We start from the raw sequence: 21,934 nt of genomic DNA on the forward strand, positions 1-21,934 counted from the left end.
CGCATCGCAATCCGCGTCTTGCCAAAGCAGGTCGTTCCCTTGTAGGCAATTCGGCAGCATCGCGCATATCCTCGAGCGTCCCCAGCGTCCGTCCGCTTAATGGTCAAGATTTTTTGTGTTCGTGCACGAGGGGCGATTACTCCGATGCTCAAGTCTTCGATTCGCTTGTGGCAATATCCGAAATAGAGTGGGCCGGCACAGTCACCTGGCCTGCGCGATGCCATTTCCTACGCGAGCGACACCTCGTGGACTTGCACGCGTTGAAATTCCAGCAATTGTGCGCTGAAAGTTCTTCTTCCAGTCCCCGCCCCGCATCTGCAGATGAACACTATGCCGAGACGAGAGCGCGCAAACTCTTCGATGAAAGCTTATCGCGCTTGCGATCTGGAGAGCGGACAAGCACGGCTTGGATCTGGCCCATCTTCGGCCAAATCGCACAGCCGTTCAAGTACAGCGGGCAATAAACCCGCACCGCTAAAACTGCCATCTTCGATACCCGCCACCCGCTCACCCAGCAGTTCATTGATCCAGCAAGCTCCGATCGCGTCGAGCGGTTGCGCTGGCAGAAAAGTCGAACCATCTCAGACAGCGATAGCGAATTGTCCACGGTTCGGTATCGACGATGCCGCGCCCAATCGACTAACCACGGCATCATTGCGCAGACGTGACACCTACACGTTCTCCATCTCTTAGCGAAAGGCGCGCGCGTTCTTCTTTGCGGCGCAATATTCGATTTTGACCGCAAGCGGATCACGGCCTATGAGATAGGACGCGACGCAACGTCTAGTCATACTTTGCGCGTTGTCACCTCGCGTCATCCAACGCGGCCGTCAACCTCGAATGCCTAGTTTGTACAGCATCATAGAACAGAAGAGCCTGCGAGTTTCCTGCATTCTATAAGACAAAACGACAAAAAAACGCGTAGACACACAGAAGCGCGAGGCAAGACAGCCGAATTAGTCGTCGGACGGAACCGCAATTGGAACGACGAAGCCAGGCTTTATACGATCCATGACTACCATCGTCTTGAACCCCTTGATGTCCGGATTCTCACGGAAGAAATGCCGGGCGAACCGCTCATAATCGTCCATGGTTCGCGCGGTAATGTATAAGAAAAAGTCAGCCTCGCCCGTAACGTAAAACCCATTCACGACTTCAACTGAGGATTTGATGGCCTTCTTGAACCTATCAACTATATCTGAACGCTCCCGCTCCAGAGACACGAGCACGAGCATCTGAATAGGCCTTCCTACCGCCTTCGCCGAAATGATCGAGACATCAGCTTCGATGATGCCTTCCGAACGGAGCCTCTTCAGTCGACGCTGACAAGCCGTAGCAGAAAGCCCTACCATTTCGCCGATCACCGAGGACGTTAGACGGTTGTTCTTTTGAATGATCTCGAGGATACGGGCGTCTATTCGATCATATTGCATAACGGCTCGAACCTTTAGGTAAATTTTGTCCCAAGAGTCCTGCGAGATGCAGGGTCGTCCGCGCGGCGGGAAAGTGCGAAGCGAACTATGTTTGCCGCAGTAGTATCCTGAGTTTACAGGCACTTTCAACAGATGATCGCGTGGGACCTCAAATTGAGCCCTTCGAGCTATAAGTCCGCTTCGACACGACCTTGTCGCCCCCTCGCAGAATGAGGGCGCAAGCGGGTTGTTGGCCGCTTCGTGAGGAGACCCAACACAAAGGTGCACACGCGCGCATGCCAAGCGCGGCTGATCGCCACCTGTTGTCGCTTCGACTGGTAGGATTGTGCATGAAGCACGGGTTACGCCGGCGCCATCCCAAAGGGGATAGTTGTCAGCGGCGCTGCAGCTAAGTGATCGGGAGCGTTGGCAGCCTAGTGGCGAATATACTCTCAGCAATATGCTCGCATTTGTGTATCCCTCCGTTGAGGCTTTCAATTACCCACATTGTCGACGAGTTCTGATTGAGAGGCCGAAGACGATGTCATGGAGGCGTGTTAGTCCTCGCCAGACAACCATGTTTCCTGGCGGCGGATCGTGGTTGCGAGCGAGGTAGCCGCCGAGCATGGCGATCTGGAGCAAATAGGTGGCGAGGGTCTTGCGCAAGATGCGCGGCTTGGCCCGCGCCGCGTCGATGGCATCAAGCGTCGCAATTTCGGTTGTGGTGAGAACTGTCTCCGGCGCAACCTCGGGCTTTGCTCGTGCGGACATGGTGAGGAAGAAGATACGCCAGCTGACCATCGCGATGAGGGCGAGGAACTTGGCCAGCCGCTCGGCGGTCTCAAGCCTCGCCTCTTCGGCGCGGCAGCCAGACTTCATTACCTTATGAAACACCTCTGCTTTCCAGCGCAAGGCGTACCATTCGAGCTTCTCGATGGCGATGGCGAAATCTCCGACCGGCAGATTGGTCACCAGCTTCCAGTCGATCGGCGGACGGCCCGCCGGCGGGTCGATCTCAAGGGCTTGGATGTAGGTGAGAAGCTGAGGACTGTATCGCTTCTGCTTGCCGACGGGCGGCAAGGTTTGGATGGTGGCGAACTTCACGTGCACGCACGCCGTCTCATCCTGTCCGATCGCGACGTAATGGCGTCCCGCCCAAGGCGCCGCCGAGAGCTGGGTGAAGACCCGATGAGCTCTATCCCGTGGCTCCGCGCCGGCGGGCGCGGCGGCCAAGCGATTGGTCTGCACTCGCACCAGAAAGCGCGTGCCGAGATCCTGCGCCAAGCAAAAAAGCTCGTAGATATCGCTCTCGCGGTCGGCCACATGCACGCAGCGCTCCGGCGTGCCCACGAGCGCCATCGACTGGCGCAGGTTCTCCAGCCAGCGATAGCTTTCCTTCGTCTCGATCGGCACGCGCGTGGGGTTCACGTGCCGCTTGAGCGTCCAGGTCCCCTTGAACTTCGTGCGTGTCCAGAACTTCGCTGCCGTCAGCCCGAGCGGCGTGCCGCCGAGGGTTACAGCCAAGCTCGAATGCATCAGCACCCCACACAAGGTCACCACGTTCGGCTGACCCGCCTTATAGCGTCCGGCGTTGATGGTCTTGGTGAAGCCGATCTTACCCGGCTGCGCACGGCTGTAGATGAACTCGGTTGTATCCTGCAAAATGAGGATTGGTCCGTCGTTCGCCGCGCAGCGCCTGGCGGTCGCGGCAAAATGGCCGGCCAGCATCCCATGCTCGGTCACGCGCGGATTGTCGAAGAAGCGATAGGCGGCCTTCGTCGCCGCCCAGTCGCCGCACGCGGCCGGGACCGGTTGGCCGGGTGCCGCCGACATCTGATCAAGCAGGCGGCCAAATCGGCGCGCCAATCGCTTGTCCGGCAGCCCTGCCGCAACGACTTCGTCGTCATGCCAGCCTGCAGCACCAGCTCCCGTGTCTCTGCTCATCTGTGACGCCTCCGCGAATCGGCGTCACAAACAGAATCACAGAAGATTCAACCGGTGCAAATCCTACGCGCGAGATGTGGGTAATTGAAAGCCGTTGAGGGCCGCCTTGTTTGATGGACGCGAGCGCTGCAGGTCCTAGGGGTAATCCTAGGAGAAGCGCTATGACGATTTCGCGGGCAGAGGTGATCACATCGGTTGAGCGGCGGCGTCGGTGGTCACAGGATGAGAAGGAACGGCTCGTTGCAGCATCGCTCGAGCCCGGAGCCACTGTTTCCGAGGTGGCTCGCATGGCTGGCCTTCATGTGAGCCAGCTGTTCAGGTGGCGCAAAGAGCTTTGCAAGCACGGTGAAACGAGTGTCGCGCCGTTGGTGCCGGTCGAGATTGGGCCGTCTGTGCCGCCGCGGGGTGTGGCCGAAGCGCCATTGACGACGGCGCCGGTGCGTCGACGGAGGAGCCAGGGCATCATCGAGATTGATCTCGGTAGCGGACACCGCATCCGGGTCGATGGTGACGTTGATGGGGACGCGCTGCGGCGAGTTCTCGATGCCCTGGTGCGCCGATGATCCCGGTTCCGACAGGCGCGCGAGTGTGGCTCGCGACAGGCTACACGGATATGCGCAGAGGCTTTCCGTCGTTGGCGCTCCAAGTGCAGGAGGTGTTGCGCAAAGACCCGCTCAGCGGTCATCTGTTCGTCTTCCGCGGTCGCCGCAGCGATCTTGTGAAGATGATCTGGCACGATGGCCAGGGAGCATGCCTGTTTACCAAAAGACTCGAGAGAGGAAGGTTCATCTGGCCATAGGTTGCCGGTGAATCGGTAACGATCTCTCCGGCGCAATTGAGCTATCTGTTATCCGGGATCGATTGGCGCAACCCTCAAGAAACCCGGCGTCCGACGCGCGTCGGTTAGGTCGTTTTACAGGTTTGAATCTGCTGCTTGATCTGATTCAATGGCTTCATGATATCGAAGCCGGACGATCTTCCATCGGACCTTGCGAGTGCCCTGGCGGCGCTGCAGGCCGAGCGTGAGGCGCGGCTGCGAGCCGAGGCGATGGCTGCCAGTGCGCAGGCGGAGCTGTCGGACAACGAGGCGCTGATCGCGCATCTCGAGCTGCGGATCGAGAAGCTCAAACGCGAACTGTACGGGCAGCGCTCCGAGCGCTCGGCACGGCTGCTCGAGCAGCTGGAACTGGAGCTCGAAGAACTCGTCACCACAGCGAGCGAGGATGAGCTTGCCGCGCAGGCCGCAGCGGCGAAGACGCAGAACGTCCGCCCCTTCATGCGCAAGCGGCCGGTGCGCAAACCATGGCCAGATGACATCGAACGCGAGCGCGTCGTCATGGAGGCTCCAACGACCTGTGCCTGCTGCGGTGGATCGCGGCTGGCGAAGATCGGTGAGGATGTGACCAAGACGCTGGAGGAGATCCCGCGCCGCTTCAAGCTGATCGAGACGGTACGCGAGAAGTTCACCTGCCGCGATTGCGAGAAGATCAGCCAGCCGCCCGCGCCGTTCCACGCCACGCCGCGCGGCTTCATCGGCCCACAATTGCTGGCGACGATCCTGTTCGACAGTAGGGTCGAGGGCTGGCGCGCCGCTCAACCAGTTTTCCCAGTTGTGCACGTTTCCAGCCCCCGCCACATCGCACGCAGCATGCGGATTTCCCGCACTACGCGCTCCCATTTGCTTCATGACAAGGCTTATTGGACCTATCTTGCTGGAGCAGCTTTCACCTCGCCGGCACTCGCCCTGTAGCCGTTGAACAGCTTCAAGGTGTCGTACAGCCACGAATTACTCCACTGCTTCCAGCCGAAGCCTTTTTGTTTCCGTGCCTTCGCCAGATGACGTCTGACCTTCTTCTCTACCCAGTTCCTGACGTAGGCGAAGCATTTGCTGGAATCGCCTATCCGGAAGTAGTTTACCCATCCTCGGAGCTTCGGATTGATCAAGCTTATCACCCGACTAATCGGTTGCGACCGATAGCTGCGAAACACTTCCTTGAGCCCCCGCAGTAACGCCGTCCGCTTTTTGAGCTTGGGCATGTAGTACGGCCGCATCACTCCGCGCAGACTGCGGAGATAGCGGAAGTCGAATCCCAGAAATCCGAAGCTCTCGCCTCGTTCCAGATTGACCGTGCGACTCTTCTCATCATTAACTTCAACCTGCAGTTTGGCGAACTCTTCACGCAATCGCTTTTCCACGGCACCGAGCAGCCAGTCATGTCGCTTATGGGCATCGATCAAGACCACCATATCGTCAGCAAATCGTGCATATTCGATATTGGTGTACTTGCCGCGGCGTGTCACCTCACGCGCTCGCTCCAGCATCTTGTCTACCTCGTTGAGGTAGAGATTACTGAGCAAGGGGGAGATTACACCGCCTTGCGGAACGCCCTTCTTGCCGGAAGCTTTCAGCATAAGCCGCAGAAGGTGCATGATTTCCTTGTCGTCAATTCGCAGAGCCACCTTCTCTAGCATCCGATCATGTCGGATGTTGTCGAAATAAGCGCGCAAATCGAAGTCAAGAATCCGCGTCTTCCGCTCGGCTATTGCCTGAGCAACTCGCTTGATCGCGTCATGAGCTGTACGCTTGGGCCGATATCCAAACGATCCCGGTTGGAAATCCGCCTCGAATACAGGTTCGAGTATGAGCTTGAGCGCGCCCTGAACCACTCTGTCGCGGATAGCCGGGATCGAGAGAACGCGGACCTTAGAGCCCCCGTCCTTCGGTATTTCCCGCTTCCTTGATGGAAGTGGCTTATAGGTGCGCCCGATCAGTTCGTCTCGTAATTGCTCGAGTAGCGTCTCCACGCCTCGCGCTTCGATGGCTTCGAACGTCACTCCGTCTATTCCCGGAGCGCCGTCGTTTTCTTTCGCCATCTCATACGCTGCGCGCAGAGTCTCCATCTTGCACACGTGGACGTATAGACCCCAGAAACGCCAGGACGGTTCAGCCTTCGCCTTGACGTATAGTCTCCGCCTCAGGTCCTGCAAATCGATGGACGCCTTTGTCATCTCGTCCTTGCCTTCCTTACGTTGGAGACATCACAAATGGCAGGGCCCCTTCGCTCCACGGGCGTTACCCCGCTTCATCGCTACTACGGACCCGGCCGCCACCTTCACACCTTCGGTCGACTTCCCGGGGTCACCGGTTATACGACCTACCTTCTTCCGGCGATTTCTCCCCGGGGTGAGGAAGGCTTCTCCAGTTGCTTAGCATGTCCTTGTCACCGTGCTGTCGCTTTCACCCCGCCGAAATGACCCGTCGTGTCAGTTAGCATTCGCCGGGTCATGCTGCCTTCGCCCCAAAACTGCGGGCTCGGCCTTCGGTGTTCAGCATTTTCGAGGCCACAACGCGTTTTCTTTCAGATACGGCCCGGTGACTCGTGATCTCCCCAAGGGAGTCTTTGTCGATAGGCTTCAAAGGTTCTATTTCTATCTCCTTTGCTATCCACACTACGGGGGTCTAACTTTTTCCCCGGCAGGACTAACTCCTGCTGAACATGCCAGCCTTCGCTGGACGCACAGTTCGGCATGCATATCCCGCTCAACCGCCAGAGTGCGCGCTTCAAGGCCGAGGGGATCGACCTGCCGTTGTCGACGCTGGCCGACCAGGTCGGCCACGGGACCTTCGCCGTCATACCGCTCTTCCACTTGATCGAACGCCATGTGCTCGCGGCCGAGCGCCTTCATGGCGATGACACCACCATCCGTATCCTGGCGAAGGGCAAGTGCACGACCGGGCGGATCTGGACTTATGTGCGGGATGACCGGCCCTTCGCCGGGCCTGCGCCGCCGGCGGCGGTCTATTACGCCTCGAGCGACCGACGAGGCGAGCATCCCCAGAAGCATCTGGCCGCCTTCGCCGGTATCCTGCAAGCCGATTGCTACAACGGCTTCGAGCCGCTGTTCGACCCGCAGAAGAAGGTGCTGCCGATCACGCCGGCGTTTTGCTTTGCCCATGCGCGGCGGGGCTTCTTCGAGCTGGCTGACATCGAGAAAAATGCCCGGGAAGGCAAGAGAGGTAAACCGGTCTCTCCGATCGCGCTGGAGGCGGTCAGGCGCCTCGATGTGTTGTTTGACATCGAGCGCGCCATTAACGGCTGCGGCGCCGAAGAGCGGCGCGCCGTGCGCCAGGAAAAGAGCAAGCCGCTCCTCGGGGACATGCACGCCTGGTTGTTGCGTGAGCGCGAAACCCTCTCTCGCTCCTCCGAGGTCCTGAAGCCTATGAATTACATGCTCAGGCGCTGGGACGACTTCGGCCGCTTCCTCGACGATGGCAGGATCTGCTTGACCAACAATTGTGCTGAGCGCGCATTGAGAGGCATCGCCTTGGGAAGGTGCAACTGGACCTTCGCCGGCAGCCAGCGTGGTGCCGACCGTGCCGCCATCATGCTGACGATGATCACGACCTGTCGTCTCAACGACGTCGATCCGAAAGCCTGGCTCGCCGACGTCCTCGCTCGCATCGCCGATCTTCCCGCATCGCGTCTGCACGAATTGCTGCCCTGGGAATGGAAGCTCCTGCGCCAAGCCGACAAACCCGCCGATCAGTCCGCCTGACCTTCACGCGACGCCCAGCCATCATAGAGCTCGCCGCTCTCACGCGCATGTGCCAATCCGGCGGCCTTCGTCGTATGCGTACGCATTTGTCGCCTTGCCTTCGATCCCAAACGATGAAAGCGATGCTGCTTTCTGATCGGCGCGAGAGCGAACGGCTGCGTCAGATCCATGAAGGAATTGCAGCGGCATCAGTTTGGCCAGCGCGCAGAGACAATGCCTGCAGATCAGATGCTGCTGGGCTCGGAAAACGTCGAACAGACGGCAGCGTAGGACGAGACAGCGCAGGATGTGAGCCTGGCTGTGTGAAAACGCGGTGCCGCGTTTGTGATTCTCCTGTGATTCTCGGGAGACATTGATGGGTCTCTTCGTTGAAAGGCGGATCGTGGGCAATGGACGCTATTGCCCGAATGCCTCGATGATTTCAATAAGGACAACAGCCTTGCGCTGCGCAAGGTCTGTGCGGGCTTTGTTGAACTCTGCCGTGAGATGGGCCTTCTCGACGGCGAGCGTCGCCATCGATGAAAGCAAGAACAACCGGGACAAGAACTTCACAAAGGCGAAAGTGCAACGGCGGCGTGCTCAGCTGGAGGAGAGCGTCGCCCGCTATCTGAGCCAACTTGACAAGGCCGACCGGCAGGAGCCGAGCGAGGCGTTAGCCACGAAGGTAACAAGGATCGCCGAGAAGTTGACGAAGCTGAAGGAGGAAATGGGCAGGCTCGCTTTCTACGAGAAGCAGATGCTTGCTTCGCCCGGTCGGCAAATCTCCCTGACCGATTCCGACTGCCGCTCGGTGGCAACGAGCGGCCGTGGCTTCGGCGTCGTCGGCTAGAGCAGATTCTGATCAGACGCGATCATAGCCGGCAGCGGCGAAGAAGTTCAGACACTCTTGGGCGGTGAAGGCGGCCAAGGCGACGGCGATAGCGTTGACCAAAGCCTCGATAGATCTGGCGGCCGCTTTTCGAAGGGCGGCTTTGAGCTTGGCGAAGGCCATTTCGATCGGATTGAGGTCGGGCGAATAAGGCGGCAGATAGAGGAGCCGAGCGCCCGCTGGATTGATTGCGATGCCGACCTCGGCCCGCTTGTGTGCTGCGAGATTGTCCATCACCACTATGTCACCGGGCCTGAGTGTCGGTACGAGGACTTGCGTCACGTAAGCCTCGAACGCCGGACCATCCATGGGGCCATCGAGGACCATCGGCGCCGTCATGCCGGTCGCCCTGAGCGCGCCGACGAAGGTCGTCGTCTTCCAATGACCATGCGGGAACGCTGCAACACAGCGTTGGCCGTACGGCGAACGGCCATAGAGCCGCGCCATCTTGGTCGAGGCTCCGGTCTCGTCGATGAACACCAACCGGTGGATGTCGATCTCAGGCAGGGATGCCTTCCACGCCGCGCGTTCAGCGGCCACGTCCGGCCGATCCTGCTCGCTGGCGTGCGATGTTTTTTTTGAACGTGATGTTGCGCCGATCGAAGAACCGCCAGACCACGCTCGGCACGAAACGCTCGCCGTGGACTTTGAAGAGATGATCGGCGATCTCGGCCAGCGCCATGTCAGGCGTAGCCTCGACCAGGGAGAGGATCTCTGCAGCATGCCCCTCGATCCGAGCTGAATGCCGGTCGCCACCCTGCGCTCCCGCCTTACAGGCGCCGGTGCCTTCGCCACTCGCTGACCAGTTCGATCGCTGTCGACGGCGCCACGCCGAACCGGCCGGCGGCGCCCCGACAGCTCATGCCCTCATCTTCCACGGCCCGAACAATGCGAAGGCGAAGGTCCGGCGAAAGGGGTTTAGCCATGGGGGCTGGCCTCCATCACCAGCCCTCAGGGATTTGCCCCGGAAGGGAATCCCTTTTGATTCCGCCAGGCCGGAAAATGCTCTAGAACGGTCGCGGTCGACACCGAGCACCATCTGATTGTGGCGCACGAGGTGACGAACAGCGGTTCAGATCGGGCACAACTTGCCAATATGGCCAAGCAGGCGAAGGCTGTTCCCGAGACGCTCGAAGCCGTGGCCGATCGCGGCTACTTCAAGAGCCCAGAAATCCCCGCCTGCCACGAAGCAGGCATCACGGTAACCCTGCCCAAACCGCTGACATCGGGTGCCAAGGCGGATGGGCGCTTCGACGAGCAGGACTTTGCCTGTTTGCCGGAGGAGGACGCTTATCGATGCCCGGCTGGGGAGCGATTGCCGTATCGCTATACGAGTGAAGAAGACGGCAAGATGCTGCGGCGCTACTGGACCACAGCCTGTCAAAATTGTGCGCTCAAATCGCAATGCACAACCGGGCCGGAGCGGCGAATTGCGCGGTGGGAGCATGAGCATCTGCTCGAGGCCGTGCAGCAGCGCCTTGATGCAAACCCAGAAGCGATGCGCCAGCGTCGCGAGACAGTCGAGCATCCATTCGGCACGATGAAGGCCCGCATGGGAGCGACGCACTTCCTGACCAAAACGCTTCCAAAAGTAGCTACCGAGATGGCTCTTTCGGTTCTGGCCTATAATCTGACACGGGTCATGAACATCGTCGGGATCAAGCCGCTTATCGCCGCGATCGTGGCCTGAGATTCGCCAGGCTCTGGCTGCCAAGCCGGACATCCCTAAGGGTACACGGCCAAGCGCCACACCTTAAGGTTGTGAGACGCGGGCAGGCAAGCGCCGCGGCAACCGTGGCGTCTTCCGCGGTCGAGGTCATCGTCGCAGCCGACACTCTATCTAGTCGCTTCGCTCGGTCAGGCGACATCAGATTGATTTCCACAGCGGCGGGTAAGATGCCAAACGTATCGACGCCATGGCAGATGATAGCAGCTGGCTGGACCGATAGCAGACATCCTGATTTTTTGTGAGACGTTGAACGACAAAGCCGCAGATTGGCAAAACCAGCAGATCCCGAACCGTTACTCATTCGCTATACATTCTAGGAGCGAAAGGGTCCCCGACGCTTAGCGCGCCGCCAAGCCGGGACTCTGTCGATTGACCGGCTTGCGTGCGGGACGAAAGGACGAAAACAACTGTCGATCGGTAATCTGCTGTGCGATGTGTTGGACCAAATGGCTTGATGGGCGCTTGGGACCTGTGCGCTCCGATTGCCTCATATAAAACTGAACGCAGGCTCAGCGTCGTTCCACAAATTATGATGCCGCCAAAGGCGAAGGACAGATGGGCGCGGCTCACGCGAAATGAGGCTGCCTTTCGAGACGTCACGCGACAGCTCATAGAGTGTACTCCCACTCCTAGTAGGTGCGCATGTCTGTGCGCTTGGCTAATGTGGGGCAAGGGGATTAGGCAGATCAATTCGCGAACGTAGGTGAGTGAGGCGCTATCGCTACAAGCCTGGGATCATTTCCTAATGATAGTGGGCGGCTAATGCAGATCAATCTGATTCCCCTGGAGGTTCTGGTCTTATTTGAAAATGAATGATGCGAGTGCAGCATTGGATTTTAGCTCCGACAGTTGTTTCCGTCAGCTTCTGGTACCGCCTTCGCGACAGTTCAACTGCGGCGTGGTAGCGCGGTCACGGCAGGGGAGAGATATGGTCGAGATCCCACCGAAAGTTCCGGCGGACGGTGCTCGGGCCTTCCACCACTGGCCCGCGAAGGCGTGCGGTGTAGCTACCTGCCACCCGCACTTCGGCGAACTGCTCCAAGGCGCCTTCGATGTCGTGGAAGATGGGAGACGCAGGACAGTGCGTGCACTCGTCTCAATTCACATGCCGTACGACGATGGATCGGTCGCTCGCGTGGCATTGGCGCCCAGCCATATGGGAAAGTTCCTGCCCAAGGCCGGCCACACCGGCATCGACGTGACACCGGCCCATTTCCACAAATGTGAGATCGCCGCTCGGCTCGCCCTCGATGCCTTCGGAATGAAGAACATGGCGGGTAGGCTCGAAGTAACGACGTTCGTTCCGGAAGGCGTTGGCATGGGCTCATCTACGAGCGGCGTAGTGGCCTCCATCCGCGCCGTCGCCAACGCCGTCAGTGCCTACCGAGGGGCCCGCATCGTTCCGGCGCCTCATCTGCAAGCGAAGCTCGCGGTGGCGGCTGAGCATGCGTGCGACTCGCTCATGTTTGACTGTGCGGGTAGCACCGTCCTGTTGGCCCAATGCATTGGCAAGGTTGTCCGGTCGTTTAACGGTCCTCTTCCGCAAATGCATATTCTGGGTTTTGATACGAGCTCCGCCGGTGATTGCATCAACACCGACCGATTACCGCGAGCGCGCTACTCGCGCGACCAGATCGCCGCCTTCGGGTGCGCGTTGGCGGTCCTGGAGCGGGCAATTGCTGAGCAGAGCGTCGCTCTCGCTGGCCGGGTTGCGACCTTCTCCGCGATGACGAGCGAGGCCGCCGTGCAGAATCCGCTCAAGAAGCCGAAGTTCAAAGAGCTCATCCGCATTAAGGAAGGCACCGGCTCGGCCGGCGTCGTCGTCGCCCATAGCGGCACTGTCGCTGGCCTAATCTTCGACCCGTGCCTGCCCGACCTTCGCACCCGAATGGATGAGGCCAGCACTGCGATCGCCCGTCTTGGTTTCGACCGCCTTCGGACCTTTTCAACCCCCTATTGAGGATGGTGGCATGGGCGATATGCTTTCCGACATCATTGGCGCTCATGCGCCCCTCAAGATCGTGTCGTTGCGGCCTGACAACCTGGCCGCCATCGACTTCAGGATCATGAAGGTTTTTCCAGCCTTCAACATCATCGAAACAGGCCTTCGTAGCGGGGACATCCGCGCCAACACAACGATCGTCGAAACATCGAGCGGAACGATGGCTCTCGGCCTCGCCATCGTTTGCATGCACTTCGGGCTTAAGTTACACATCTTCGGCGATCATGCCATCGAGCGGCCCCTCAAACGCACGATAGAGGAGTTGGGGGCCGAAGTTCACCTCGTCGACGCGGCAGCGTCTGACGCGAACGTCCAGCTGCTCCGGAAACAGGCGCTCCTAAATTTTATGGATCGTACCGGCGCCACGTGGTCGAGGCAGTATGACAACCTCAGCAATTGCCTTTCCTATGCGCGTCCGGCTGAGGAAGCGATCAGGCAATTCGGCAAGATCGACGTAATGGTTGCAACGGTGGGGTCGGGAGGTTCATCCTGCGGTCTTGCCCACTACTGCCGCGCATTCTTTCACGAGATGAAGCTCGTCGGGATCGACACCTTCGGCAGCGTGTTGTTCGGCCAGCCACCGGGCCGCCGAGACCTGCGGGGACTCGGCAACAGCATTCTCCCTGGCAACTTGTTTCACGAGGCGTTCGACGAAATCCATTGGCTCGGTGCCAACGAGGCATACCAAGCTGCGCATCGACTCCATCGAGAGACTTCGCTGAAGCGCGGGCCCACGAGCGGGGCGGCCTACGTAGTCGCCAAGTGGTACGCGGAGCGTTTTCCTCGAAGCAAGGTGCTCGCCGTGTTCCCTGATGACAGCCAACGTTACGAGCACAACGTCTACAACCCGGCGTGGATACGCGATCACGGCTATCGGCCCGAGCTCGCCGCGATCGAGCCTATTCTCATCCCTCACCCCATTCGGCCCAACGGCGGATGGTGCCGTTTCGATTGGAACCGCCGCTCGCTGAGCGACGTGATGGGTCTCCACATTCCGCAAACTGAAGGCTACTGCAGTGGCTATCTCGGCCGCGATCTTCATTGAGTCGAATAGCTCCGGTTCGGGCGCCGATTTCATTGTGCGCGCCCGAGAACTGGGACTTCTTCCAGTCTTTATTACCGCCTCACCTGAGCGGTATGCGTTTCTGCGCAGAAGCGTGGATATCCACATACGTACATGCGACACGTCCTCAGAGGCAGCTGTTACTACAGTCGTAGATGACGTCGCCGCGGCAATGCCGATCAAGTTGCTCACAACGTCCAGCGATCTCTACCTCTATACGGCCGCGCGGCAAGCCATGAGGCTCGGGCTCGCAGGTCCGGATCCCGACGCTATTGCACTTTGCCGGGACAAGGCCCGCCAAGCTGCGGCCTTGCGCGCCGCTGGCGTTTGGGTTCCCCATAATACCACCGTTGGCGCCGACTGCGATATCCGCAACTCCATCATACGGGTCGGCTTGCCTGCAGTCGTAAAGCCAATCAGCGGGACCGGCAGCATTGGCGTCACCTTTGTGCAAACCGAAATTGACGCGACTCGTGCATTGCGCAACCTGCTCGCTACTACGGCCGATGTACGCGGCCGTCCCGTTCAATCCGGTGCGCTTTTGATGTCGTACATCGTGGGGGACGAATTCTCTGTCGAGATTCTCGACAGCCGGGTCATCGGCGTGACGCGCAAACACCTCGGAGCCCTGCCGCATTTCGTCGAGATCGGACATGACGCGCCGGCAAAAATGCCCCCTAAGTTACGAGCGCAAATCGTACGTGAAGCGCTTCGCGCGATAGGAGTCTTGGGTCATGAGCGAGGGCCGGCTCATGTCGAACTCCGGGCACACCAAGGTCGTATCACGATCATCGAAGTTAATCCGCGCCTCGCAGGCGGCTCGATCCCCGCGCTTTACCGTCACGCGACTGGTTTCGATCCGGTGCTCGCGTTTCTCCGCAGCCTGCTCGGAATGCCCTCCGAGACTCCGAACGCAGCTGCTTGTGGTTCGATTCGATTCATCGTGCCAGAGAGCGACGGCACCTTCGACCTTGATCAGAATTGCGAGCGGCTCATCGACCGTTTTGGACTCGCTGAGTTCGTTTTGTATCGCACTCTGCCGACAGAGTTCAGGCGCTACAACGATTTCCGCGACCGGATCGGTCACGTCATTGCAGTGGACGACGATCCAGCTGTTGCTGCCGGGCGCGCCGAAGCTGCCGCTGCTTTTATCCGCCACGCATGAGGAGAGAGAAGTGCCCGACACAGGCCGCATCAAATCGACTCTCCATCCTGAGGCGAGCGCCGTCGTTTTTGAGGCCGATCTTCGACGAGCAGTCAGCGACGAACTCCCTTTCTATGCTGAAATCGATCGTGCCCAGGCCATCATGCTTGAACGAGTCGGCTTGATTAATCGCGGTCTCGTCAAAAAGCTGCTGGTCGAGCTCGATAGATTGGAGGTCGAGGGGTTCCACAGCGTTGCTGCTTCACCCGCTCCCCGCGGCTCTTATCTCGCCTACGAGGATCATCTCCGCTCCGTGATCGGCAAAGAGGCTAGTAATCTCCATCTCGGGCGGAGCCGCAATGATATCAATGCAACGCTCGTAAAGCTCAGGCTGAGAGCGCCGTATCAGGAATTGGTCGGCGAACTCCTTGAGCTTTTGCGAGTGCTGTGCGGACGGGCTCGCGCTCACCTTGAGACAGTCTTCCCGCTGCACACCCATCGTCAGCCGGCCTTGCCATCCACGTTCGCACACCATCTGGCGGCGTTCGCCGTCGCGCTCGCGCGCGATCTGGATGCGCTGATGGCCGTGCATCCCCTCCTCAATCGTTCCTGTCTCGGTGCGTGTGTTGGGGGGGGCACAACCTTGCCGATACTACCGGACTTGACAGCGAGGTTGCTCGGATTCGTCACATCGCCGATCAATTCAATCGACAGTGTAGCATCTCGCGATCTGGTCCTTCGGCTACTGGCCGGTTCCGCGATCCTTGGATCTAATCTAAGCCGCATCGCCGAGACGTTATTGCTCTGGGTCGGCGAAGCCGGTCTGGCTAGTCTTCCGGATGAACTGGTCGGCTCTAGTTCCGCGATGCCTCACAAGCGGAATCCTTTCCTTCTCGAGCAGGTCCAAGGAAAGGCAGGCGCGATAACGGGCTGTCTGGTCGCCGCGGTTACGGGCATGCATAGCACGCCCTTCACGAACTGCGTAGCAGTCGGAACAGAAGCTACTCGCCAAGTTTGGTCGGGGATCGACAATTCTATTGGATCCGTGCGCCTTATCCGACTGTGCTTTTCGAGGCTGACCGTCGAGAAAGATGCTGCTTCCGCTATGCTCGAGAGGTCGTTCGTGAATGCTATGGAAATGGCTACGCGGCTAGCTGTCGACGGCGACCTCGATTTTCGCTCCGCTCATCATAAAGTCGGGCAGTTGGTCACCACTGCTGTCGAATGTGGCGCACCGAATCTCTTGGCGATCACGCACGGGGACCGGATGCTTGATCCCGACGAGTCGCTAGCGCCGGACGTCATTGCGAGGACGGCCCGATCAGGGGGAGGGCCCGCCTCGGAAGCCGTTGTCGCAGTGCTCGACCAACTCGAAAGGAGCATCGAACGATCAGCCGGAGTTCTAAGCCATATCCGCTCCGGTTGGTGCCATGGTCGAGAAGAACTTCGATCTGCAATCGCCAGCTTCGACGGACGAACAACGCTTTAACGGTCCGACAAGTAGAAGAAACCTCCGTGCCCGCACAAAAATCTCCGCAACTCTAGGAAGTGTGGAAAAGCACGAACAGTCTTACTGCAGAGTGGGTTGGGTTCAACGTATTCCTTGTAAAGCATGCCCCATCGTAAGATGTCCGCGTGCCCCGAGGCTACCAACGAACTCTTCCTTGGCGGCCGTACGACAAGGGCTTGACTTGCGGGCCGCCGCCGAAGCCAACCTGGACGAGGTCGCTGCCGAATTGGGTTCGGAAGCTTATCGAAGGAGTGCTGAACGTCCTGCGGCGCCTCGCCGTCGAACGGATATGACCATACTCGGCGTGAATGGCTCTGGCCTGTGACCCGGCCTGCATCCTCTGACCTGGCCTGCATCCTCGAATGCAACCGCTCGCCGCCGTACTCATCATCCAACGCCAAGCGAACTGCCGCTTAGATTTTCTGTTGGCAAAAGCATTCTGATCCGGCATGGTCCACTGCTGTCATCTATCCGTGATGGGAAATGAGCAATGCGACAGCAACTTCGTGAGCGGCTTCGTGACGATCGAGATAAACTAATGTCACGCAAGCTTCTGAAAGTCGAGCAGGAGATTTCCTCACCCCAGTCCACGCATATCCGCCTGCGCGCAATGGGCGAGCGCAATATCCTGAACATGTGTGCCAACAACTATCTCGGCTTGGCCAACCACCAAGTCTTGGTGCGAGCCGCGCATGAGGGTCTCGAGCGACATGGCTTTGGAATGTCGTCGGTGCGCTTCATTTGTGGGACGCACTCAGCTCATCGAGCGCTTGAAAGGAGACTCTCCGACTACCTGCGGACGGAAGACACGATCCTATTCGGCTCGTGCTTTGATGCGAACGCCGGTCTCTTTGAGGCCTTGCTCGACGCAAAGGATGCGGTGATCAGCGACAGCTTGAATCATGCGAGCATTATAGATGGGGTTCGGCTCTGCAAAGCTAAGCGCTTCCGCTATACCAACAATGACATGAGCGAGCTTGAGCGCGCCTTGCGCGAGTCGCATCACTGTCGAACAGTGCTTGTTGTAACTGATGGCGTGTTTTCTATGGATGGTAACGCCGCGAATTTGCCCGTCATTTGCGATCTCGCAAAACATTATGGCGCCCTAGTCATGGTCGATGACTCTCACGCGGTGGGGGTTATTGGACCGAGCGGCCGCGGAACGCCAGCTAGGCACGCGCTAGAAGATCAAGTTGATATACTTACGGGCACGCTCGGTAAGGCGCTTGGTGGTGCATCGGGCGGATACGTCTCTGGCCGCAGCGAGATCATTGCGTGGTTGCGACAGCGCGCGCGCCCTTACCTTTTCTCGAATTCGCTGATGCCGGCACTCTGTGAGGCCTCATTGGCTGCCATCGACTTAGCAGAAAACGCGGACGATCTTAGACAACAGCTCGCTGCTCGCACGTGTCGGCTTCGCCAAGGATTGAGCGATCTGGGATTTCGGGTGTCGGGCAGCGATCACCCCATTGTCCCTGTGATTACCGGTGACGCGGCAGTAGCCGTGCAGATTGCTGACTTCTTGCTCTCTCTCGACATCCTCGTGGTTCCTTTCTCGTACCCTGTGGTAGCGGAGGGTGCGGCGCGAATTCGCATGCAGGTGAGTGCGGCGCATAGCGTAGAGGACATAGAAAGGGTAATCGCTGCATTTAGGTCGGCCCAGACCTATGTCGATGGAGCGCGCCCCGCATGGGGGGCTGACATTCCGCAAATTGTGTGAGTTCGGACAAAGGGAAGGTTGAGTTTTCCCGATGCTCCCCCGAAAAAGAAACCTATTTTGCACTCCTAACCTGACCACCCTGCGCTAACCGGCGTCCACCTCGCTCATACTCGTCTTGTTCTGATCCGCTACCGCACTTGAGCGGCGACATCAGGACTTTGTTGGCATCGGCAAGATTAATAGGCTGATGTAGCTTTTGGCGATCTCGCCGTTTTTCTGCAATATGTTCAGCAGAACGCAGCAATTCTGCAAGTCGTGCAAAACATACGCACGAGACGGACGCAACGACGGGTCTAATCTTTTGCTCAAACAATGAAGCGAGACTTCGACAAAGTCCGCGCATCGCCTCAAGTCTGATCCGATTAGGCATTCGCCAAAAGTGTTTTCACCATTCTGGCTCAATAGGTTGTCTATGAATGCTATGGAAGTGGGTGACGCATCTTGCGTTCGGCGGCGACGCTGCTCTTCGGACGGCATTCAATGGCTTCGGTCGCTTTATCGTTCTGACGATTGGATGGCGTCGCTGCCCGACATAAGAGTTGCCGGCCGCCACCGCGCCGCTAGAGATGTTAGTTGATCACGCAACTCGACTTGGCGCCGTGCGACGGGGCCCTTGGTCGAGGTGGACCGACTCCCCACGGTGTGGCGTCGACCGGCGACGAGCGACAACGAACGCTGCGCCGTTCCACGAAGCTTCGAGCGCCGTGGAACCGAATTCAGGACGACTTTAGTACGTCACTTAGTTCGTCACCATGCACCTCACGCTTGAAAAGGAAGGAGCCTACGATGAGACATGCTGTCTTCATCTTCTGCGTCGTCCCCGAAAAGGATCCGGTAGCAGGTCACGTTCTAAATGCCCTCAAGGCCGAGTTTACCCTTGTTCCAACGGGAGCAGAGATTGATGGCTATCCTGTCCTCGAAATCGTGGGCTTGGGTGATAAGACGATATCGATCGTGACCACGGACGAAGTTGTAAGTAACAATTATGCGCGTTACGCACCAATCTTGAACGACCGCTTCGAGGACGCCGACGTTGTCGGAATCGTGAATTGGCACGAGGGCGCTAATGCACCAAATGCAATCTTCACTGTCCAAACAACTGGCGATCTAGCGACCGGAACCTTCAGCCGAGTCGATCCTCGGATCACACGGGGGCTTCTTCTTGCCATCGAAGACGAGCGCATCGGCTCTGACCTTCATGCCTTTCAGGCCTACTTGGAGGCGACTCATTGGTCTGGTGTCAAAGTTGGAGACGCTGGCATTCGTCTCGCGGACTTGAGGCCTTCTGCAATCGATATTGAAATCGGGAGCTCTCCGGCGGACTGGGCAAATCCTATTGCCGCTCGAGTGCTCGCGCGAGCTCTCGTGCGTACGTTTGACCGTATGGAAGAACCCGTGCAATCCGTCCTCTGCATGGGCGGTATTCATTTCGAGCCAAGTTTCACGAGGGCGGTATTGCAGCCCCGCGAAGGTCTCCCCGTGGCAGTAGGTCATGTGCTTCCAAATCACTGGCTCGTGTCAGAAGGCTATGACCGCGAGAGCCGCTTGGTTGATCTAAGGGCTTGCGTGCATTCGATAGTAGGCGGGATTCAAAGCATCGTATATCACGATAAGCTCAAGGCACCGTACAAGGGAGTGGCCCGCCTACTTAGCGAGGAACTCTGCGTGCCAATACTTTCACATAAAAAACTACGCGGCTCTCGCGAATAGGAATTGTGAAATGAGTGTGCCGCGCTAGGTGTTTAGTCCCGGCGTTTGCTGGAGTGGGTTGAATTTGAATTGTTCTTGCTGGGAAGTTCAGCATTTGCAGATCTATTCGTAGACGTGAGGCCTTTCAGAGTCTTCAGCCGACGGGCGTCTCCCCCCAATCAACAAAGCATCCTCCCCTCCCGTCACACTTGCACAAGTCATGACGCATCTTGCTGACGAAGCAGCGCACATACTTGAGGCGCTCGCCTCGCAAGCCGTGCCAACCAGGCTATAATTCGGCCTTGACTATTGCCGCTCGCTGGCGATTAGGCTCGGTGCACTGTCGCGTTGTTTGATCGTGAACGACCGGCCAGATCAGCATGCTAGGCCGCCGCATGCCTCGTGCGATCGGTCCACATTATTTGATGATGCCACGCCAATCCTAAGCCCATGTCGAATGCTTTCGGCTAGACACAGCTCGCATGCGTCTGCTCACAGGGATGAAAACGCCACCCCACATGCGCGCGGCTCACCTTGGAAAGAGCTCACGCAGCTTGAGTTTCCAGAACTTGCCGGTCGAGTTTCGTGGTATGCTGTCGACAACTTCGTAGCGCTCGGGCAATTGCCACTTTGCGAAGCTCTTCGTCAGCAGATGCTCGTTCAGCTCCCTTGTTTCGAACTGGCCGCCAGGCCTGAGTACGACGCAGGCAAGCGGCCGCTCGCTCCATTTCTCGTCGGGGATCGCGATCACCGCTGCTTCGGCGATTGCGGGATGCTCCATCAATGCGCTCTCAAGGTCCGCCGAGCTAATCCACTCACCACCGGACTTGATGAGGTCCTTCGTGCGGTCCGCAATGCGCACGAAACCGAGATGATCGACAGAGGCGACGTCACCAGTGCGCAACCAGCCGTCCTCCGTGAACTTGTCCCGCGTTACGGGCACGTCGTGATAGGAGCCGGTAATAAAGGGCCCACGCACCTGGATTTCGCCGACGCTCCTGCCGTCCCACGGACGTTCGCCCTCATCCCCCCACAGACGCAAGTCCACAAGCGGCAATGGCACGCCGGCCATGGTAGCGCGGCGATACTGCTCGTTTTCGTCGGCATCGCGCAGTTCGACCCGACGATATGACCTGGTGCAGACGGGCGATGTTTCAGTCATGCCCCATCCCTGCTCGAGCCAGACACCGTGCTTGCTGAAATCGCGGATGAGAGATTCAGGGACCGCAGCGCCGCCGGTTATACCGTGCATTGCTTTCGGCAGCTTCCACCGCCCCCTGTTCGGCGAACCCTCTGCTTGTGACGCCTCGAAGGTCTGCATCAGGGTCATCCAGATCGTCGGCACACCGACGGCCAGGGTTGGCGGTTCGACCTGCATCAGATCGAGAAGGTCATCCGCATGCAAATGCGGTCCGGGGAACACGAGCTTCGCACCGAGATTCACCGCGCCGTAGGGGATGCCCCAGGCGTTCACGTGGAACATTGGTGTGGCTGGCAGCACAACATCCGTGCTGCGCAAGGCCCAGAACTCAGCGAGGCTTGCCGAAAGCGTATGCAGGATCGTCGAACGGTGCGAGTATACGACGCCCTTCGGGCGTCCGGTTGTGCCCGACGTGTAGCACATCGCGACCGGATCGGTTTCTTCGTGCGGAACGTATTCAAAACCGCCGGGATCGCCGCGTGCCAAAAGGGTCTCGTAGTCTTCCATATCTGGCGGAACCTGCGTCCCGGAGAACGGGAACACGATCACGCGCTCGAATCGACGCAGATGTGCGAACTGCTCGTACAATGGCAGCAGGATGTCATCGACGATAAGGAAACGATCCCGGGCATTGCCCGCGATCCAGCCGATCTCGTCCGGCGGCAAGCGCAGATTCAGTGTGTGCATTACGCCGCCCGCGGCCGGGATTCCAAAGTAGCACTCGAGATGAGCGTGATGGTTCCAGCAAAGTGTAGCGACGCACTCCCCTTTTTTAAGGCCCAGCTGTCGCAGCGCCGAGGCAAGCGAGCGCGTGCGTCGGTAAAACTCGCCATAGCTGTGGCGGCGCAGGCTCCTGTCAGGCAACCGGGAGATGATCTCGTTTGTGGAGAACAGCTTTCCTGCGCGCTCCAGCAGGTGGTTGATCGAGAGCGGCACATCCATCATCGTGGTTTCCAACCTGTATCTCCTTGCTTCGAGATAATTTTAAGAGCGGCGAAGCGGCGGGCCATCATGTGCCGACACACGTCCCTGCCGCGCGACACGATGAAAGATACCTGACACGAGCACATCGTGATCTTATGCCACGATCCAGGC

Annotated in this window: 13 protein-coding genes and 5 pseudogenes; 13 read left to right on the forward strand and 5 right to left on the reverse strand. The window is 58.8% G+C overall.

Annotated features, from left to right (window positions below):
* Positions 1 to 956 precede the first annotated feature (956 nt).
* Together QA635_RS33470 and QA635_RS33475 are read right to left on the reverse strand one after the other, a co-directional pair.
* Positions 957 to 1,433: an Lrp/AsnC family transcriptional regulator gene (locus QA635_RS33470; protein WP_283063969.1), complete on the reverse strand. Its 477-nt coding sequence runs from the start codon at positions 1,431 to 1,433 to the stop codon at positions 957 to 959.
* Between the two features lie 477 nt (positions 1,434 to 1,910).
* Positions 1,911 to 3,356, reverse strand: coding sequence for an IS4 family transposase (locus QA635_RS33475; RefSeq protein ID WP_038373858.1), 1,446 nt, complete (start codon positions 3,354 to 3,356; stop codon positions 1,911 to 1,913).
* 161 nt (positions 3,357 to 3,517) lie between these two features.
* Here QA635_RS33475 and tnpA point away from each other — a divergent pair, with 161 nt between their 5' ends.
* The 3 genes and pseudogenes from tnpA to QA635_RS33490 all read left to right on the forward strand — a co-directional run.
* Complete coding sequence (gene tnpA / locus QA635_RS33480; protein WP_283063971.1) at positions 3,518 to 3,919, forward strand: IS66-like element accessory protein TnpA; 402 nt, start codon at positions 3,518 to 3,520, stop codon at positions 3,917 to 3,919.
* Positions 3,920 to 3,969: 50 nt separating this feature from the next.
* Positions 3,970 to 4,155: an IS66 family insertion sequence element accessory protein TnpB gene (tnpB, locus tag QA635_RS41885; protein WP_425249214.1), complete on the forward strand. Its 186-nt coding sequence runs from the start codon at positions 3,970 to 3,972 to the stop codon at positions 4,153 to 4,155.
* Between the two features lie 156 nt (positions 4,156 to 4,311).
* Positions 4,312 to 4,923, forward strand: a pseudogene (locus QA635_RS33490) (transposase domain-containing protein); the annotation flags it as partial.
* A gap of 137 nt (positions 4,924 to 5,060) precedes the next feature.
* On the opposite strand, the gene ltrA reads toward QA635_RS33490, so the two are convergent.
* Complete coding sequence (gene ltrA / locus QA635_RS33495) at positions 5,061 to 6,365, reverse strand: group II intron reverse transcriptase/maturase (protein WP_283063849.1); 1,305 nt, start codon at positions 6,363 to 6,365, stop codon at positions 5,061 to 5,063.
* Between the two features lie 510 nt (positions 6,366 to 6,875).
* Here ltrA and tnpC point away from each other — a divergent pair.
* From tnpC to QA635_RS33510, 3 genes and pseudogenes are all read left to right on the forward strand, one after another.
* A pseudogene (gene tnpC / locus QA635_RS33500) lies at positions 6,876 to 7,913 on the forward strand (IS66 family transposase); the annotation flags it as partial.
* A gap of 55 nt (positions 7,914 to 7,968) precedes the next feature.
* Positions 7,969 to 8,180 (forward strand): annotated as a pseudogene (locus QA635_RS41890) (transposase domain-containing protein); the annotation flags it as partial.
* An 88-nt stretch (positions 8,181 to 8,268) separates the two neighbouring features.
* On the forward strand, positions 8,269 to 8,742 hold the full coding sequence (locus tag QA635_RS33510; RefSeq protein WP_283063973.1) for a hypothetical protein: 474 nt from the start codon (positions 8,269 to 8,271) through the stop codon (positions 8,740 to 8,742).
* 12 nt (positions 8,743 to 8,754) lie between these two features.
* On the opposite strand, the pseudogene QA635_RS33515 reads toward QA635_RS33510, so the two are convergent.
* Positions 8,755 to 9,707, reverse strand: a pseudogene (locus QA635_RS33515) (IS630 family transposase).
* Positions 9,708 to 9,799: 92 nt separating this feature from the next.
* On the opposite strand from QA635_RS33515, the pseudogene QA635_RS33520 reads away from it, so the two are divergent.
* From QA635_RS33520 to QA635_RS33550, 7 genes and pseudogenes are all read left to right on the forward strand, one after another.
* Positions 9,800 to 10,471: pseudogene (locus QA635_RS33520) on the forward strand (transposase); the annotation flags it as partial.
* A 1,120-nt stretch (positions 10,472 to 11,591) separates the two neighbouring features.
* Positions 11,592 to 12,470, forward strand: coding sequence for a GHMP family kinase ATP-binding protein (locus tag QA635_RS33525; RefSeq protein ID WP_283063975.1), 879 nt, complete (start codon positions 11,592 to 11,594; stop codon positions 12,468 to 12,470).
* 10 nt (positions 12,471 to 12,480) lie between these two features.
* On the forward strand, positions 12,481 to 13,557 hold the full coding sequence (locus QA635_RS33530; RefSeq protein ID WP_283063976.1) for a pyridoxal-phosphate dependent enzyme: 1,077 nt from the start codon (positions 12,481 to 12,483) through the stop codon (positions 13,555 to 13,557).
* Positions 13,529 to 14,740 (forward strand): ATP-grasp domain-containing protein, encoded by a 1,212-nt coding sequence (locus QA635_RS33535; protein WP_283063977.1) that lies wholly within the window; start codon positions 13,529 to 13,531, stop codon positions 14,738 to 14,740. The genes QA635_RS33530 and QA635_RS33535 overlap by 29 nt, the downstream gene beginning before the upstream one ends.
* Positions 14,667 to 16,208 (forward strand): lyase family protein, encoded by a 1,542-nt coding sequence (locus QA635_RS33540; protein WP_283063978.1) that lies wholly within the window; start codon positions 14,667 to 14,669, stop codon positions 16,206 to 16,208. The genes QA635_RS33535 and QA635_RS33540 overlap by 74 nt, the downstream gene beginning before the upstream one ends.
* A gap of 511 nt (positions 16,209 to 16,719) precedes the next feature.
* On the forward strand, positions 16,720 to 17,949 hold the full coding sequence (locus QA635_RS33545; protein ID WP_425249082.1) for a glycine C-acetyltransferase: 1,230 nt from the start codon (positions 16,720 to 16,722) through the stop codon (positions 17,947 to 17,949).
* 786 nt (positions 17,950 to 18,735) lie between these two features.
* Complete coding sequence (locus QA635_RS33550; RefSeq protein WP_283063980.1) at positions 18,736 to 19,659, forward strand: D-aminoacyl-tRNA deacylase; 924 nt, start codon at positions 18,736 to 18,738, stop codon at positions 19,657 to 19,659.
* A 508-nt stretch (positions 19,660 to 20,167) separates the two neighbouring features.
* Here the strand turns inward: QA635_RS33550 and QA635_RS33555 are convergent.
* Positions 20,168 to 21,796: a long-chain-fatty-acid--CoA ligase gene (locus tag QA635_RS33555; protein WP_283063982.1), complete on the reverse strand. Its 1,629-nt coding sequence runs from the start codon at positions 21,794 to 21,796 to the stop codon at positions 20,168 to 20,170.
* Positions 21,797 to 21,934: the final 138 nt, after the last annotated feature.

The sequence above is a fragment of the Bradyrhizobium brasilense genome, from assembly GCF_029714345.1.
GTDB lineage: Bacteria > Pseudomonadota > Alphaproteobacteria > Rhizobiales > Xanthobacteraceae > Bradyrhizobium > Bradyrhizobium australafricanum.

What these genes read in the sequence shown, in the direction of transcription:
- QA635_RS33545 (WP_425249082.1), top strand. Translation starts at nt 16,720, where the DNA reads ATGCGACAGCAACTTCGTGAGCGGCTTCGTGACGATCGAGATAAACTA.
- ltrA (WP_283063849.1), bottom strand. Translation starts at nt 6,365, where the DNA reads ATGACAAAGGCGTCCATCGATTTGCAGGACCTGAGGCGGAGACTATAC.
- tnpB (WP_425249214.1), top strand. Translation starts at nt 3,970, where the DNA reads ATGCGCAGAGGCTTTCCGTCGTTGGCGCTCCAAGTGCAGGAGGTGTTG.
- QA635_RS33475 (WP_038373858.1), bottom strand. Translation starts at nt 3,356, where the DNA reads ATGAGCAGAGACACGGGAGCTGGTGCTGCAGGCTGGCATGACGACGAA.
- QA635_RS33550 (WP_283063980.1), top strand. Translation starts at nt 18,736, where the DNA reads ATGAGACATGCTGTCTTCATCTTCTGCGTCGTCCCCGAAAAGGATCCG.
- QA635_RS33470 (WP_283063969.1), bottom strand. Translation starts at nt 1,433, where the DNA reads ATGCAATATGATCGAATAGACGCCCGTATCCTCGAGATCATTCAAAAG.
- QA635_RS33510 (WP_283063973.1), top strand. Translation starts at nt 8,269, where the DNA reads ATGGGTCTCTTCGTTGAAAGGCGGATCGTGGGCAATGGACGCTATTGC.
- tnpA (WP_283063971.1), top strand. Translation starts at nt 3,518, where the DNA reads ATGACGATTTCGCGGGCAGAGGTGATCACATCGGTTGAGCGGCGGCGT.
- QA635_RS33530 (WP_283063976.1), top strand. Translation starts at nt 12,481, where the DNA reads ATGGGCGATATGCTTTCCGACATCATTGGCGCTCATGCGCCCCTCAAG.